Origin of the sequence: Streptomyces endocoffeicus, from assembly GCF_016741935.1 — a bacterium.
In the GTDB taxonomy this organism is placed as follows: domain Bacteria; phylum Actinomycetota; class Actinomycetes; order Streptomycetales; family Streptomycetaceae; genus Streptomyces; species Streptomyces endocoffeicus.
Genome location: NZ_JAERRG010000032.1, coordinates 1 through 15,891 on the forward strand (window position 1 = coordinate 1; position 15,891 = coordinate 15,891).

General features: G+C 67.9%; 15 protein-coding genes. 4 read left to right on the forward strand and 11 right to left on the reverse strand.

Going from position 1 to position 15,891, the window contains the following annotated elements:
- The first annotated feature begins 364 nt into the window (after positions 1 to 364).
- On the forward strand, positions 365 to 1,360 hold the full coding sequence (locus JK364_RS44980; protein ID WP_201857241.1) for a hypothetical protein: 996 nt from the start codon (positions 365 to 367) through the stop codon (positions 1,358 to 1,360).
- 62 nt (positions 1,361 to 1,422) lie between these two features.
- Here the strand turns inward: JK364_RS44980 and JK364_RS44985 are convergent, their stop codons facing one another.
- Positions 1,423 to 2,658: an integrase core domain-containing protein gene (locus JK364_RS44985; protein ID WP_307841588.1), complete on the reverse strand. Its 1,236-nt coding sequence runs from the start codon at positions 2,656 to 2,658 to the stop codon at positions 1,423 to 1,425.
- A gap of 81 nt (positions 2,659 to 2,739) precedes the next feature.
- Positions 2,740 to 3,063: a hypothetical protein gene (locus JK364_RS44990; RefSeq protein ID WP_201857242.1), complete on the reverse strand. Its 324-nt coding sequence runs from the start codon at positions 3,061 to 3,063 to the stop codon at positions 2,740 to 2,742.
- A gap of 286 nt (positions 3,064 to 3,349) precedes the next feature.
- Between JK364_RS44990 and JK364_RS44995 the strand changes: the two genes are divergently transcribed.
- The gene (locus tag JK364_RS44995; protein WP_201857243.1) at positions 3,350 to 4,687 is read left to right on the forward strand and encodes an NADH-quinone oxidoreductase subunit D; all 1,338 of its coding nucleotides are present in this window, start codon (positions 3,350 to 3,352) and stop codon (positions 4,685 to 4,687) included.
- An 84-nt stretch (positions 4,688 to 4,771) separates the two neighbouring features.
- Here JK364_RS44995 and JK364_RS45000 read toward each other — a convergent pair whose 3' ends face one another.
- From JK364_RS45000 to JK364_RS45020, 5 genes are all read right to left on the reverse strand, one after another.
- Entirely contained in the window at positions 4,772 to 5,743 is a 972-nt protein-coding gene (locus tag JK364_RS45000) for an integrase core domain-containing protein (protein ID WP_307841589.1), read from the reverse strand.
- Between the two features lie 287 nt (positions 5,744 to 6,030).
- Positions 6,031 to 6,339, reverse strand: a complete 309-nt coding sequence (locus JK364_RS45005; protein WP_201857244.1) for a helix-turn-helix domain-containing protein — start codon at positions 6,337 to 6,339, stop codon at positions 6,031 to 6,033.
- Positions 6,340 to 6,356: 17 nt separating this feature from the next.
- The gene (locus tag JK364_RS45010; RefSeq protein WP_078640465.1) at positions 6,357 to 6,779 is read right to left on the reverse strand and encodes a PIN domain nuclease; all 423 of its coding nucleotides are present in this window, start codon (positions 6,777 to 6,779) and stop codon (positions 6,357 to 6,359) included.
- Positions 6,776 to 6,976 carry a hypothetical protein gene (locus JK364_RS45015; RefSeq protein ID WP_230993481.1) on the reverse strand — a complete coding sequence of 67 codons (201 nt, stop codon included), beginning with the start codon at positions 6,974 to 6,976 and terminating at the stop codon, positions 6,776 to 6,778. Before JK364_RS45015 ends, JK364_RS45010 begins: the two co-directional genes overlap by 4 nt.
- Before the next feature lie 845 nt (positions 6,977 to 7,821).
- Positions 7,822 to 8,904: an integrase core domain-containing protein gene (locus JK364_RS45020; RefSeq protein ID WP_307841590.1), complete on the reverse strand. Its 1,083-nt coding sequence runs from the start codon at positions 8,902 to 8,904 to the stop codon at positions 7,822 to 7,824.
- A gap of 48 nt (positions 8,905 to 8,952) precedes the next feature.
- On the opposite strand from JK364_RS45020, the gene JK364_RS45025 reads away from it, so the two are divergent.
- Positions 8,953 to 9,507: an NAD(P)-binding protein gene (locus tag JK364_RS45025; RefSeq protein WP_230993482.1), complete on the forward strand. Its 555-nt coding sequence runs from the start codon at positions 8,953 to 8,955 to the stop codon at positions 9,505 to 9,507.
- Positions 9,508 to 9,893: 386 nt separating this feature from the next.
- Positions 9,894 to 10,328, forward strand: a complete 435-nt coding sequence (locus JK364_RS45030) for an integrase core domain-containing protein (protein WP_201857246.1) — start codon at positions 9,894 to 9,896, stop codon at positions 10,326 to 10,328.
- A 243-nt stretch (positions 10,329 to 10,571) separates the two neighbouring features.
- Here the strand turns inward: JK364_RS45030 and JK364_RS45035 are convergent, their stop codons facing one another.
- The 4 genes from JK364_RS45035 to JK364_RS45050 form a co-directional block, all read right to left on the reverse strand.
- Entirely contained in the window at positions 10,572 to 11,522 is a 951-nt protein-coding gene (locus tag JK364_RS45035) for a hydroxymethylglutaryl-CoA lyase (protein WP_201857247.1), read from the reverse strand.
- Positions 11,523 to 11,632: 110 nt separating this feature from the next.
- Positions 11,633 to 12,430 (reverse strand): enoyl-CoA hydratase/isomerase family protein, encoded by a 798-nt coding sequence (locus JK364_RS45040; protein WP_201857248.1) that lies wholly within the window; start codon positions 12,428 to 12,430, stop codon positions 11,633 to 11,635.
- Position 12,431: 1 nt separating this feature from the next.
- On the reverse strand, positions 12,432 to 13,694 hold the full coding sequence (locus tag JK364_RS45045; protein ID WP_201857249.1) for a CaiB/BaiF CoA transferase family protein: 1,263 nt from the start codon (positions 13,692 to 13,694) through the stop codon (positions 12,432 to 12,434).
- Positions 13,695 to 13,730: 36 nt separating this feature from the next.
- The gene (locus JK364_RS45050; RefSeq protein ID WP_201857250.1) at positions 13,731 to 15,887 is read right to left on the reverse strand and encodes a hydantoinase B/oxoprolinase family protein; all 2,157 of its coding nucleotides are present in this window, start codon (positions 15,885 to 15,887) and stop codon (positions 13,731 to 13,733) included.
- Positions 15,888 to 15,891: the final 4 nt, after the last annotated feature.

The window sequence follows — 15,891 nt, forward strand, 5'->3', positions numbered from 1 at the left end:
ATGCTGACCGGTGCCGACCCCTTTGGGGTGTGGTCGGTGGTTGGCGTGTCGAGTCGGCTTGAGGCAGCGGTTCCCTATCGGTGTCAGATGTGGCGCAAGTCACCAGGCGAAGGTGTGGCTATTGCTCCAAATGTTGAGCCATGCCCTTTTCTGGCCACCTGGACTGGTGTGCGAGACGATGTCTACTCTCGCGTTCACGATTCCATCGCGAGTTGTTCATAACTGAGCAGGGTCTGGGGAGGCCTTGTGGGGGGAGTCTGCTATGCCTTTGGGCATTCGGCGGTGTGCGCGCGTGTCCGGGGTGGCGTTGGTTGCCTCGGTCATCTTGGGAGCGCTCCCGCATGCTGGTGCACAGGGGGCCGACGTGCGCACCCCGCCGGTGGCCAAGGATGCGCGCGGTGTGAAGAGCGCGGTGAGTGAGGAGCTGGCGCGGGCGGCTGCTGAGCGTGAGGGCAAGTCGGTGGAGGTCGCCTCGCTGCGGGGTGAGAGCAGCGAGGTGTTCGCCACTCCCGACGGGAAGCTGGAGGCCAGAGAGTATCTGCGTCCCGTTCGAGCGCGCGTGGATGGTGAGTGGAAGGCCATCGACACCGCGCTGGTGAAGACCGGCGACGGGATGGTTGCGCCGAAGGCGACGACGGTGGACTTGGCGTTTTCCGGTGGCGGGAGCGTGCCGTTGGTGCGGATGACGAAGGCGGGGCGTGAGCTGGCTCTGTCCTGGCCGACGGATCTGCCGGCCCCGCGATTACAGGGGGACACGGCCACCTATCCGGATGTCCTGCCGGGTGTGGACCTGCGGATGGGAGCCCAGGAGGATGGTTTCACGCAGTTGTTGGTGGTGAAGTCGGCCGAGGCCGCGGCCAGTAAGGAATTGGCGGAGTTACGGCTGAAGCTGGACGCGGGTGGCCTGGACGTCCAGGAGACCGGCACCGGCGGGGTCGCGGCGAACGACAAGGGCGCGGGCGGCGCGGTGTTCGAGGCGCCTCAGCCGGTGATGTGGGATTCCAGCCCCGGTCCAGGCGCGCAGGAGACCGTTGGTGCACGGGCAAAGGCCGCTGATGTATCCGAAGCTGACGATGGGGAAGAGCCGGCCGCGGGTGAGTCGGGGAAGCTGGCCCCGGTGGGGGTGGAGGTGCCGGCGGCGCAGGATGAGCTGGTGAAGCCCTCGACCGCGATGGAATCTTCGCTCTCTACCAGGAGGCGGGGCAGTTGCGCCTGGGGCTGGGGAAGGCGAGTCTCTGGCTGTACGCGCACCTCGATCCCGACGCCACCCACTATGTCTTCCCGGATCCAGCTTCCTGCTACTGGCCCGATCCGGACGCGGGACGCCACTGGTGGGAGTGTCGTGTCCTGGTGCGCATGATCGACGGCGAACAGGTCGATAGCAGCCTCGCCGTGCTCCCCGAAACGTTCATCGCCTTGACCTCAACCGTGCCTCGCCTCCGGCAACGCCGCCTCGCCCTCACCGCCCGGCTCACCGAGCGGGATATCTACCTCTGGAGCCGAGACCACGAGTCGGCCTGCACTCCAGAAATCTGCGGATTCCCACCGTCCGACGAACCCCCGCGTGTCCAGAAGCTTCCGCTCGTGCCGCCAGCCCGACCGTGAGCCCAGCGGCCGACCGCACCTGACGCGGTCGAGACGGCTACAGGACTGTTTGACGGGCAGGCCAGGACGCTTTGGTGCGTCGGGGGCACGAAGGTCCAGGCTGCGGTGGGCTCGTCCGGTGTTGTAGTGCTCGGCGTACGTGGTGAGGACGGTGTGCAGGTGTCGTTCGCCGGTGATGAGTAGTCGGTCGGTGCATTCGGCGCGGGCTGTGCGTATCCATCGTTCGGCGAACGCGTTTGACCGGGGGCTTTGTGGCGGGGTCGGGATGACGGCTGTGCCGTTGCCGGCGAAGACGGCGTCGAACGCGGCGGTGAACTTGCTGTCCCGGTCGCGGATGAGGAACCGGAAGCACCCAGCCCTCTCCTCCAGGTCCATGAGCAGGTTGCGGGCGAGCTGGGTGACCCATGTACCGGTGGGACGGGCGGTGACGCCCAGGACGTTCACGCGCCGGGTGGCGATCTTCATGACGAAGAACACGTAGAGACGTCTGAGGAAGACGGTGTCCACGTGCATGAAATCGCAGGCGAGCAGCGTGTGGGCCTGAGTGCGGAGGAAGGTACGCCAGGTCTGCTGGCTTGCGCGCTGCGGTGCGGGCGGCAGACCGGAGCGGCGTAGAACGCGCCGGATCGTGGCGGCAGCAACTCTATGACCGAGTCGTCGGAGCTCCCCTTGGATTCTGACGTACCCCCAGGTCGGGTTCTCTCGCGCGAGGCGCTGGATGAGCGCGACTGTTTCTTCTGGCAACGGCGGACGACCGGGTCTGACCGGTGCTTGGCGCCATTTCCAGCGCACCAGATGGCGGTGCCAGTTCAGCAGGGTGCCCGGGGTGACCAGTCGATGGCGGCGTAAGGCGGGTGGCAGGTGCCGTGCGAGAGCGGAGAGCACTGCACGATCGGCCCATGGGAGCCGCGGGCGCTCGATCTGTCGGCGAAGCACGTCGACCTCATGGCGAAGCGCGAGGATCTCGGCGTTGTTCGCGGCGGTCGAGCGGCCCAGCAAAAGGAAGCAGCCCAGCAGACGGCAGAAGATCAGGTAGAGCAGTCGCAGACCCACGATCACTGATCATGCCCATACTCGGGCGATCGTAAAGCCCCAGGTCAACCACCGTAGGGCAATAAAGACACCCTTCAGGGCTCAGTGGCGGGCTTCGGCCTCGGCCGTGACGTCGCGGATGCCGCGCGGGCGTCCGGCCTTGACCCACATCCGGTACAGGACCGCGGCGATCGCGACCGCGGCGACCAGGGAGGCGATCGGCTCGCCCCGGGAGAGGTTGACCACCAGCACGAAGGCGACGGCGACCGCGCCCACGAGGTTGACCGCCGCGTGTCCGAAGCGGCGTTCGCGCAACAGGACCAGCCGCTGGTCGTCACCGCCGGCCGCGATGATCACGACCGCGGAGACGGCCAGGAAGAGCAGCACGCCCCAGTACGGGGCGTGGTGCAGTTGGTACGTCCCCACACGGCGGGCAGGATTCCGGCATCGGTGCCGCCATGGCCGTGGTGGCGGGCCGGTGCTTTCAGCAGGCCGGGTCCGACCTGGAAAGAGGAGGACGCGGCCGAGAGCAGCAGCAGCGCGGTGAGGAGCTGGAAGATCGCGTACAGGGTGCCGGGGGCGGCGTTGTGGGCCAGGTCCAGGACGGGTGGGCATTCCTCCCGAAGATGCGCAATTCTGGATGATGTGTCTGGTCGCGCGCAGCCCGCACACGCGGACGCGATCGGCGACCACACCGGAGGTTCTACAGCCGATGAGCAGCCCCGAGCATGAACCGGCAGGCGCCCGCGACACCACCGAGGGTCACACCTACACGATCACCGGCGGCGACTGGGACGAGATCTTCTCCGCGGCGGAGAAGGCGGACGACGAGCGGATCATCGTCAACATGGGTCCGCAGCACCCGTCCACGCACGGTGTGCTGCGGCTGATCCTGGAGATCGACGGCGAGACGGTGAAGGAGGCCCGCTGCGGCATCGGCTACCTGCACACCGGCATCGAGAAGAACATGGAGTTCCGCAACTGGGTCCAGGGCACGACGTTCGTGACCCGCATGGACTACCTGATGCCGCTGTTCAACGAGACGGCCTACTGCCTGGCGGTGGAGAAGCTGCTGGGCATCACCGACCACATCCCGGAGCGGGCGAGCGTCATCCGCGTGATGATGATGGAGCTCAACCGGATCTCCTCCCATCTGGTCGCCGTGGCCGCAGGCGGGATGGAGATCGGCTCCACCACGCTGATGGTCTACGGCTTCCGTGACCGCGAGGTCATCCTCGACATCTTCGAGCTGGTCACCGGCCTGCGCATGAACCACGGCTACGTGCGGCCCGGCGGGCTGGCGCAGGACCTGCCGCCCGGCGCGCTGGACGATATCCGTGAGGGCGTGAGGCTGCTGCGCTCGCGGCTGCCCGAGTACGACAAGCTCGCCACCAACAACCCGGTCTTCAAGGCCCGGCTGATGGACGTCGGCTATCTGAACCTGGCGGGCTGCATGGCGCTGGGCGCGACCGGCCCGATCCTGCGGGCCACCGGCCTGCCGCACGACCTGCGCAAGTCGCAGCCGTACTGTGGCTACGAGGGCTACGACTTCGAGGTCGAGACCGCCGACACCTGCGACTCCTACGGGCGGTTCCTGATCCGGCTGCACGAGATGGAGCAGTCGCTGCGGATCGTCGAGCAGTGCCTGGAACAGCTCACGGCCGGCGGCGGCGAGGTAATGGTCGCGGACAAGAAGATCGCGTGGCCGGCCCAGCTGGCGCTCGGCGCGGACGGGCTCGGCAACTCGCTGGACCACATTCGCAAGATCATGGGCGAGTCCATGGAGGCGCTGATCTACCACTTCAAGCTGGTGACGGAGGGCTTCCGCGTCCCGCCGGGGCAGACCTACACGGCGGTCGAGTCCCCCAGGGGCGAGCTGGGCGTGCACGTAGTCTCCGACGGCGGCACGCGCCCCTACCGGGTGCACTTCCGCGACCCGAGCTTCACCAACCTGCAGACGATGGCCGCGATGTGCGAGGGCGGGCAGGTCGCGGACGTCATCGTCGCCGTGGCCGGCATCGACCCGGTGATGGGAGGCGTGGACCGGTGAGAGCCATCGCGTGACCGTGGTTGACTCGTCCTGTGCCGCTCGAAAATACGATTCAGCTCTGTGAGCTGCGGCGATGCGGTGCGGTCAGGCAGCGTGACGGTATTCGTTTATCAGACCGTCGAGGACAGGTTGTCGCTGGATTCGATGGGCTTGGAGGTCGGCAACAGTGGCCGGGACGGGCGGTTCGGTGCTGTCTGGAGGTAGTTGCTGCCGAGATTGATGGGGGCGGTGTTGGTTGTAGTGCCTGATGTAAGCGGTGAGTACTGCGTGGGCGTGAGTCGCGTTGTAGATGAGGATCAGGTCGAGGATCTCGCGGCGTAGGGTGCCGACGACTCTCTCGCAGATCGCGTTCGCTCTCGGTGCCTGGGGTGGGCTGAGTGGGACCTGCATGTCGTCTGCGTCGAAGATGGCGTCGAAGGACCTGGTGTACTTCGAGTCCCGGTCCCGGAGCAGGAAGCGCAGTGAGTCCATCCGGCACCCCAACGTCATGGCGAGGTTCCTCGCCTGCTGCGTGGTCCACTCGGCGGTGGGGTGGGCGGTGACGCCGGCGAGGTGAACGCGCCGGGTGCCGTGCTCGATGAAGACCAGAGCGTACAGATGCTTGAGCGAGACGGTATCGAGGTGCAGGAAGTCGGCGGCGATGATGCCGCGAGCCTGGGCAGAGAGGAACTGGCGCCAGGTCGGACCGGAGCGCTGCGGGGCCGGGTCGATGCCAGCCGCATGCAGGATCTCCCAGACCGTGGATGGGGCGATCGAGTAGCCGAGGCGGGCGAGTTCGCCCTGTATTCGGCGGTGGCCCCAGCTGCTGTTCTCGCGGGCCAGGCGCAAGATGAGCTGCTTGACGGTCGGCGCAGTGGAGGGGCGACCGGGGCGCCGGCGGTGCTGGGTGAACGTCCATTTGCGCGTGAGGAGCTCCCGGTGCCATCGCAGCAGCGTGGTCGGCGTGACTGCGAAGACCTCCCACCATCGCCCGCGAGGCACCAACCGCGACAGCGCGGCCAGCCAGATCCGATCGGCCGGCTCGTAGCGGACCCGCGCGATCTGACGACGCAGCACTGAGTTCTCGTGCCGGAGCAGCCAACACCTCCGCGTCCTTGGCCACGCGGCTGCGCAGCACGGCAGCGGGCACCATGACCAGGTTTCTGGCCAGCGCGGTGACAATCGACAGCACCATCAAAGGATCGTCCCAGCTGCTGTGCGGGTTCTGGCGGAAAAGCTTGCAGGTCACGTCCAGAATCGTGTTTCCGAGCGGGACAGGACGAGGTTTCCGGCAAGGGCAGGGTGCGAGGGCCGTCAGCGTGGAGAGTGCCACCGTCCCGTGAAGAAGCCTGCCTGTGTGCGTGTCAGCTTTCTGCGGGGTGTTGTTCGGGCCATGTGGTCTGGGTGACGTGGTCGTGGAAGTCGGCTCGCAGGGTCAGCTCGCCGCCGAGGGCGGTGATGTAAGCGGCCATGGTGTCGATCTGCGGGGTGCTGGCTCCGTTTTCGATCTGTGCGATCCGGGCCTGGCTGACGCCCAGTTCCCGAGCCAGCGCGCGCTGGCTCATCCCGCGGCTGCGCCGGGCTCTTTTCAGGAATGCCCCCCAGGTGTGGGCGGTGGTTTTGTCGGGCGGTGCCGTGTCGGTGTGCTTGGCCGGGTGTGTGGTGTAGTCCATGGTGGCCGTTGTCCTTGTCAGTCGACGCTGCCGCGTGGGGCGATCCACTGGTGGGGTTGTCCGGTCACTTTGGCGATGGTTTCGAAGTCCGCGTCGTAGTGCAGCAAGGTCAGTCCGCATAGTTCTGCGGTGGCGGCGGTCATCAGGTCGACTGCTCCTGGTCCCTGGTGCCAGCTTGTGGCGACGAGGAGATCTTGCACCTGCCGGGCCCGGGTGAGTGCACGGTCGGGTACGGGGGTCCAGCCGAAGGCGTCGTGGAGGTAGCGCTCCAGTACGGCCCGCTCATCGCGGCCGCCGGTGGCGCGGACCAGTTCGAGTTCGGTGATCTCGCACACGGCCACTCGGCCCTCGTCCAGGATGCCCGCCCAGTGTCGTTCCACGGCGGGGCTGCGGAACAGGCGGTTGCAGGCGCTGGTGTCGATCAGATAAGACTCGCTCACGCCGGGCGGGCCTCGCCGAAGGCGCCGCCCTCACCCGCGAGCTCGCTCAGCCGCTGCCGGGCCGCGCGACGCTGGTAGATCGCACCAACCGCAATATCCACCGCCTTGGCCACGACCTCGGTGTCATCCTCGGTGTGCAGGAGTTGCTTGGCCTCGGCGAGGCGCTCCTCGTCGATCTCAATGGTGATCTTGGCCATCATGTCCTCCCTGAATGCCTGGGCACCTTACCAAGGATAACAAATCCCTTATCGGTGGTGCTGGCGCAGGTGTCGCGCGGTCGACGTCAAGGCGCCTCGGCTGGGATGCCCCGCGTCGGCTCCCATGGGCGGGGGAGGGGGCTCGGGCCCACGCGGTCGAAGTCGCCGGACCGTGGTCCGCGTCATTTGAAGGAGAGACGCGTCGCCCGACTGCGCCCCGGGCGACGCCGGCTGGCGCGTAGTGTGAGGGGTGCGTACTTCTCGGGCTTCGTGCGGCGGCGTATGGCCCTGAACGGACTGCTACAGAGTGGTACGGATGGTTGCGGAGAGTTGCCGCGCGGCTGGGGGTCAAGGGGTCGCAGGTTCAAATCCTGTCGTCCCGACCAGCGTTTTCGCAGGTCGAAGGCCGTTTCCGCGGGTAGCGGAAGCGGCCTTAACCGTTTCCCGGATGGGAGCAATGGGGAGCCCTCTGGGAGCCCTCGTGCTCCCAACTCGCAGACGTGTCAACGGTGCCCGATTCGTCCGTCACCCGATCCGGTAGACCTGCGGCGCCGTACCGCGCCCCTATGCGCCGTCGTCAACCGCGGGCTCGCGAGGTCACCCCATCGATTCTGGTGCTCTGTGCATCGAGAGGCATAAGGACCCTTGTCGGCTCCCGACCCCCTTTCGAGGTGGGAGCACGGCGTCGCGCTCCCCATGCGACAGGGGAGTGGAGGCTGTCGGTGATCTCTCCTGGGTGGTTTCCGCGGGCAGGCCGTGTGCGGGCACCCTGGTCGCCTCGGGCGACCTGCGCCAAGGGGCGTGTCGCACGCGTGCTGTACCGCTCGAAAAGTCATCGCGGCTGATCAGGCGGCATACCGGTACTCATTGAGGAGACCGCCGAGGATCCGGGTACGCAGGACTTTGTGAGTGTTGAGGTCATGCGCCACGGCAGGTTGTTCAGGGGCGTCGGGTGGTAACTGAATGCGCGCTCGGTGGGGTCGGTGCTCGTTGTAGTGCTGCTCGTAGGCCGCGAGGACGTGGCGGGCGTGGGCCTCGTTCATGATGAGAACGTGGTCGAGGGCTTCGCGTCGGATGCTGCCGATGATGCGTTCGCAGTGCGCGTTCATACGGGGAGCCTGTGGCGCACTGTTGGTGATCTTCATCTCCTCGGCCCGAAAGACGGCATCGAACGCCTCGCCGTACTTGCCATCGCGGTCGCGCAGCAGGAAGCGCAGGGTCTGTCCGCGTATGCCCAGGTCGGCGGTAAGATTCCGCGCCTGCTGCACCGCCCAGTCCCGGGTCGGGTGGGCGGTGACCCCGGTGATGTGCAGTCGCCGGGTGGCGTGCTCGAGGAACACCAGTGCATACAACCGCCTGCCGAGGGCGGTGTCGATGTGGAAGAAGTCTGCCGCGATGATGCCCTCGGCTTGCGTGGTCAGGAACTCGCGCCAGGTGGGGCCTGAGCGACGTGGCGTGGGGTCGATGCCGGCCACGTTGAGGATCTCCCGGACCGTCGAGGCTGCGATCCGATGCCCGAGCTGGGTCAGCTCCCCTTGGATCCGCCGGTGTCCCCATCGCGGATTCTCCCTGGCCAACCGCAGGACGAGCTTCTTGACCGCTGCCGGGGTGGGCGGGCGGCCGGTGTGCCGGCGCACGGTGTAGTCCCACTTCTCGGCGATCAACCTGCGGTGCCAGGCAAGCAGGGTGCCGGGGGTGACAGGGAAGAACTCGCGCCAGTGGCGCCGGGGTATCAGCCCGGACAGGGCGGTGAACCAGAACCGGTCGGCAGGCTCGTAGCGGACCGGCCCGGCCAACTGGCGGCGCAGGACAGCATTCTCGTGCCGCAGCACCAGCAGTTCCGCGTCCTTCGCCGTCCCGCGAAGGAGGAGTACCGACGGAACAGTGAGCAGCTTCCGGGTCACCTTGTACAGCAAGGACACGATCACGGAAGGCATCATCCCAGCGAACTGACTGCACTCCGCTCACCTGCGGCGATGACTTTTCGAGCGGCGCACGGTATCGGCCAGGTCGGACTGCGACTGTGCGGTGAACTCCGCCAACTGGGCGTACCTGTCGTAGGCGTGGAGCGAGATCCCAACGCCCCCAACGTCCGCCTTGCGCGGTCTCTGGGTATCCCTGTGCTCGCCGGCCACGGCGGTGACCGCGCCATCCTCGAAAAGCTGCACCTCCACCAGGCCCGTGCTCTGGCTGCTGTCGGCTCTGACGATCTCGACAACATCGCCGTGGCCATCGCCGCACAGGGAGTCTCACCCGGCACCCGCGTCGTGCTGCGCGCCGGCGAACACGAAGCGATCGCCGAAACCCGCTCGCTGCTACCGCTGGGCACCATCCGCGACGTCACCAGCCTGTCCGCCGCCTACATACTGGCCCGGCTGCTGGACACCCCGGCCACCGGCGTCATTACACACCAGCACCGCACCTCGTGGAACTGCCCGCCGACAGCTTCACTCCCTGGCCACTCGCGGCACGTCAGGGATGCTCCCACGTGGACATCACCTCATCCCGCTGACCTTGAACACCGTGTGTGACGCGACGCTCGGGGAAACCGACCGTGAGAGTCCTGGCTGAGAGCAGCCGGGTCTGGCGGTGTTCTGGTAGGGCCGAGTCGAAATGTCCGGCTGTAGTTGCTTCCGAGACCCTGCTCATTTCCTTCTGGGACAGCCCGGATGGGCCCCGGCGGGGCGGGCCGAGCGCCGTTCTTCATCAGTGCGAGACGGACGGTGGCGCGGCCTGTTGTTGGGCCGGTCGGCCACCGCGAACAACGCCAAGATACTTGCCCTTCGGCATGAGGTCGCTGTGCTTCGCCGGCAGATCGGGCGGCCGCGGTTTTCGTGCCACCCGGCGCGTCCATGTCCTGGGCGTTACCGCCCACCCGACCGGTGCATGGGTCGCCCAACTCGCCCGCAGTCTGCTCATGGACCTCGAGGAGAGGGCTGGGTGCTTCCGGTTCCTCATCCGGGACCGGGACAGCAAGTTCACCGGCGCGTTCGACACTGTCTTCGCCGGCAATGGCACAGCCGTCATCCCGACGCCGCCGCAAAGCCCCCGGTCCAACGCGTTCGCCGAACGATGGATACGCACAGCCCGCGCCGAATGCACCGACCGGCTCCTCATCACCGGTGAACGACACCTGCGGACGGTCCTTACTGCATACGCCGAGCACTACAACGCCGGACGAGCCCACTGCAGCCCCGGCCTGCGAGCACCTGACGACGACCTGAACGTCATTCCCCTGCCCGCTGCTGCGGACAGGCGCCGACAGGTACTTGGCGGACTGCTCAACGAATACCACACCACGCCACTCCGACTGCCTCACCATCCACAGGAAAAGCCCAGCTCAGCAGCCTGATCGGAATATTGACACCCCTCAGGGCCGTGTGCGGGCAACCTGGTCGCCGTGGGCGACCTGCGCCAAGGGGCGGTAAAGCCCCTCGGTGTCTGGCGGCAGATAGGGCACTCCCAGAGTGTGAGCGCCGTATCCGGCTCTGTAGCGCCGCAGCGAGACAGTCCGCAGAGGTGTCTCGCTGGAAGAATTCACGGAGGATGCCGCCGAGGCGATCATGTCTTGAGCAGGCCGGCGGGAGTGGGGGTGTCAGGCGAGTGCGGTGACGACGCGGGAGGGGCTCGGGCGGCCGAGGTGATGGGCCATCCATCGGCTGGTGGCCGCCAGCGCGTTCAGGTCGACCCCGGTGTGGATGCCGAGTCCGCGCAACATCCACACCAGGTCCTCGGTGGCGAGGTTGCCGGTGGCGCTGCGGGCGTAGGGGCAGCCTCCGATGCCGCCGGCCGAGCTGTCGAACTCGGTGACACCCGCCGTCAGCGCGGCATGCACATTGGCGAGGGCCTGGCCGTAGGTGTCGTGGAAGTGAAGGGCGGTCCGGTCCAGGGGGATGTCCGCCCCCCGTACGGTGTCGAGGAGTTCCAGGACGTGGCCGGGGGTGCCGGTACCGATCGTGTCTCCCAGCGACAGGGACGTGCAGCCCATGTCGAGGAGCCTGCGGGCGACCGAGGCGACCTCACGGGGCTCCACATCGCCCTCCCAGGGGTCGCCGAAGCACATCGACACATAGCCGCGCACCGGCAGACCCGCGGAGCGGGCCCGGGACACGACGGGTTCGAACATCGCCAGTACCCCCTTCATGTCCCGGGCCAGGTTGTTCTCCGCGAAGGACTCCGTCGCGCTGGCGAAGACGGCGATCTCCCGGGCACCGGCGGCCAGTGCCCTCTCCAGACCCCGGTCGTTGGGAACGAGCACCGGGAGGCGGATGCCATCGAGGGGGCCCACGGCGGTGAGCACCTCGTGTGCGTCGTCGAGTTGGGGTATCCACCGGGGGGAGACGAAGCTGGTGACCTCGATGGTGGTCAGACCCGCCTCGACGAGCCGCCGGACGAACTCGGCCTTGACGGGGGTGGGGACGCGTACGGTTTCGGCCTGGAGGCCGTCGCGGGGGCCGACCTCGTAGACGCGGACCTGTTCGGGCATGCCCTGCCGGGGGGCGACGCGGGGCAGTGCTTCGGTGGACGAGGTGGTCTCGGATGTCATGGCGTCCTCGTCAGGCAGTGGGAAGGGCGAAGGGTGCGGTCACGCGGAACGGCGCGGCGCCGGGCGTCTGGCAACGGCGGACCGGAGGGCGATGTTCCTGTGTGGATCCGTCATACGGGGGGCTTGCCGACACTCCGGCGGGAGGGAAAGTCGGGCGGACGGCGTTCGGCGAACGCGGCCAGTCCCTCATGGGCGTCCGGGGAGGTGAACGCCCGCTGCCCGTACCGCGCCTCACAGTGGAATGCCTGGTCCTGCGGGAGGTCCCCGAGGCGCAGCACCGACTCCTTGATCGTCTCCAGGGCGGTGCCGCTGCGGGCGGTGAGCCGGTGCGCCCGGTCCATCGCCGCCTCGAGCAACTGGTCGGCCGGCACCACGGCGTTGAGCAGGCCGTACCGCAGGGCGGTGGCCGCGGTGATCCGGTCTCCGAGCAGCATCAGCTCCATGGCCCAGACGTAGGGGATCTGCCGGGTCAGCCGCGTCAGGGTGCCGCCGGCCGGGACGACTCCGACACCGCTCTCGGGGAGCCCGAACTCGGCCGTTTCGGCGGCGATCCGCAGGTCCGTGGAGAGCATGATCTCGAATCCGCCACCGAGGCAGAGCCCGTTGACCGCCGCGATGACCGGCTTGAACAAGGTGGTGTGTTTCTGGTGGGCACCGTCCCATCGGGAGATGTCGAACCGCCCCTCGGCGAGCGCGGGGATCGATTCGGTGAGATCGGCGCCGACGCAGAAGGCACGGTGCCCCGCGCCCGTGAGGACCGCGACGCCGATCGACTCGTCGTCGCGGACCTCTTCGAAGGCCGCTCCCAGCTCCTCGTACATCGCCAGGGTCAGTGAGTTCAGTTTCTCCGGCCGGTCGAACCGGATCAGCGCTACCGGTCCGTCACGGTCGAGGGTGATGCCGCTCATCTCAGACCACCCCCGACTCGCGCAGGGCGCGGATGTGTTCCTCGGAGAGGTCCGCGAAGGCGCGCAGCATCTGGTCGGTGTGTTCGCCGACCCGGGGAGCCAGTCCCCGGGGCCGGGCCGGGGTCACGTCGAGTTTGACCGGTGTGCCGACCATGCGCAGTGGACCGAAGTCCGGGTACTCGACGTCGACGACCATGTCCCGGGCCTGGATCTGGGGATCCGCGATGACCTCCCCGATGTCCTTGACGGCGCTCAGCGGCACGAGGTCGCCGGCGAGTTCCTCCAGTTCGAGCTTGGCGCGATCGGCGAACCACCTGTGCAGCAGCGGCCGCACCCGGCGCTCGTAGACCTCCGGGGTGAACCGCTTGGCCATCGTGTCGATCTCCGGGTCGGCCGCCAGTTCGGGTTCGCCGAACATCTCGCACGTCAACCGCCAGAACTTGTCGGTGTAGCCACCGAAGAAGACGAAGCCGTCCCTGCACGGATAGAGCTCATAGGGTTTGACGAACGGATGCTCATTGCCGAGCGGAGCCGGCACCTTGCCCTCGACGGTGTGCGACACGACCGCGTTCTCGGTCAGGCTGAGCACCGAGTCCTGCTGGGAGATGTCCACCAACTGTCCTTCACCGGTGCGCTCGGCGTGCCGCAGCGCGGCGAGCGTGCCGATCACGGCGTAGAGCGTGGCAGACAGGTCGCCGATGATGGTGCCGACCCGGACCGGAGGGCGGTCGGGGAAGCCGTTCATCGACCACAGACCGCCCGTGGCCTGCGCGCTGTTGTCGTACGCGGGCTTGCGCCGGTACGGGCCGGTCTGGCCGTAGCCGGAGATCGCGGTGTAGATCAGCCGCGGATTGACCTTCCGCAGCTCGCGGTAGCCGACCCCCAGCTTGTCCATGGTCCCGCCACGGAAGTTCTCGACCAGGACGTCCGCGCGGCTGACGAGCGTGCGCAGCAGGTCCTTGCCCTCGGGCCGGGACAGGTCCAGGGTCATGCCGAGCTTGTTCCGGTTGTACTGGGCGAAGAACGCGCTGAACGCCTCGCCCTCGGGCGATGTCAGCAGGGGGGGAAACTCGCGCGCATAGTCCGGGTCCTTCGGATTCTCGATCTTGATGACCGTCGCTCCGAGATCCGCGAGCATCATCGAGCAGAACGGCCCGGCGACCACCCGAGTGATGTCGAGGACCACGACCCCGCGCAGCGCCCCGTGTGCGGGACCGCCCGGCAGGACGGCAGCGAGGTCGAACCCGGTGTTGAACTCCGTCACGCGACCACACCTCCTTCTTCGAATACCGCTGTGGAATCAGCGGGTGGTGGCGGCTTCGACCCGGATGCGTGCGTCGAGCAGGGTGCCGCAGCGCGGGCTGTAGAACTCATCGAGGAGCACCCGCTGCCCGTCGCCCCGGGGGCGTACCCGGACGCCGTACTCGCCCAGCCGGTCGGCGGCCACCCGCGTGGTGACGATGGCGTCCTGCCGCCAGTCGTCCTTGGTGCTGATCAGGGCGCCGCTGGCCGGGCAGTACCAGCCGTCCGCGGCACGGCGGGGCGCGGATGCCCCGGCGGCGGCGTCGGCGGCGACTGGCGCGGTCGGCTCCCCGCCGATCCGGGCGGCACGCATCGCCTCGCGTGTGCGCGCGGTCGCGGCGGCGTCCACGGCACCGTCGGCGAGCACCACCCCGTAGACGGCGGATGCCGTGTGGTCGGTGATGTACGCGTCCCGGACGTCCTCGGCGACGCGCCGCGGGTCACGCAGGAGCGGGTCTCCGTACCCGCCGCCACCGGCGATCCACTGGACGAAGACATCGCCGGCCGAGACCCGCACCGAGGACTGGTTGATGGCCAGTAGGTCCCGCGTGTCGCAGTCGAGGCTGTCGTCGGTGGGCACCGTGCCCGCGGCGAGCAGGCCGGCGACATTGGACCGGCGCAGGATCTCGTGCCCGCTGCCCCCGCCGGGAAGCCCGCCACCGTATCCGTCGGCGACCACCTGGGCGCTGGGGGCGAACACGGTCTGCGTGGCGGAGGGCGCACCGTGCAGGGCCCAGGCGAACTCCAGTCCCAGACCGCCGCGGTGGGCCCCGTGCCCGGCGCTGGCGATGTTGAGCCGCTTCCACAAGTAGAGGACGGGATAGAGCATCTCGTTCATCTCGACGTCCGGGAGCATGTTGTTGACCTGCGTCATCATCCCGGCGCAGTCCAGACCGTCGGTGTCCGGCTGGGCTCCCGCCCCCATTCCACCGCCATCCATGTTGAACAGCACGAAGTACTCGCCGTCGTCCGAGGTGCCGGCCGAGATGCCGCCGGTCCACGAGTCGGCCCACACACCCTGGGTGCGGCCACGGACGGTCTCGTCCGCGCTGCCCCGGCAGGCGTCGTTCATCAGCTTGGTGACCAGCCGGCTGACGCGGGCGCCGGTCGTCAGGTGTCCGTTGCTGATCGGGGCCGGGGGAGTGGGGTTGACGATGGAGCCCGGCTCGGCGATGACCTCGAAGGCGGTCATGACGCCCTCGTTGAACGGCACGTCCCAGGCGAGGATGGGCACCACCGCCGTGGCGACGCTTCCGACGAGGGCTCCGTAGCTACAGTTGACGAAGCCGTCGGTTTGCTCGCTGGATCCGGTGAAGTCGAACGTGATCTGCTCGCCCCGCTTGGTCATGGCGCAGGCGACGCGGTACAGCTCGTCGGCATGGCCGTTGTGCTCGGTCCACTCCTCGGCCGTGTACGTTCCGTCGGGGATCTTCGCGACACGGTCCCGGACCACCTGCTCCGCCAGCTCGAAGCTGAGCCGCGTGTACTCGCGGAAGTCGTCGAGCCCGAATTCCCCGATCGTGGCGAGCAGCCGCTGGATCCCGGTGTTGTTGCTGGCCACCAGGGAGCGCACATCGTTCCAGAACAGCGCGGGCACCCGGACGTTGTTGAGCAGGATGCGTCGCACCCATTCGACGGGCTCGCCCTTGTCGAAGATCTTCACTCCCGGCGGGAGCCGGAGCGCCTCGCTGTAGCAGTCATAGGCCCCGGGGGCGAAGCCGCCCGGTGTCATACCGCCGACGTCGACGAGGTGGGCCTGCGACTGCGCCCACCCGATCAGCTCGTCACCGTGGAAGATCGGCGAGATCACATTGGTGTCCGGCGGGTGGCTCGCACCGGCGGTGTGCGGATCGTTGCAGATGAAGGCGTCGCCGGGGGCGAGTGGCTCACCGGCGATCTCCCGGACCAGATTCTGGACGGCGACGCTGCCGGAGCCGATGTGGAACTGGACGTAGTCGGAGTAGGCGTAGATGCGGCCGGTCGGGTCGAACAGCGCGGTGTTGAAGTCGCCGGCCTCGGTGATCACCGGCGAGCCGGACGAGCGGATCATCGCGATGCCCATCTCCTCGACGATGGAGTCCAGACGCATACGGATGACCTCGAGCGTGACGGGGTCGAACCCGGCGGGAAGGCGGCCGGTGGCGGATTCGGTCATGTGG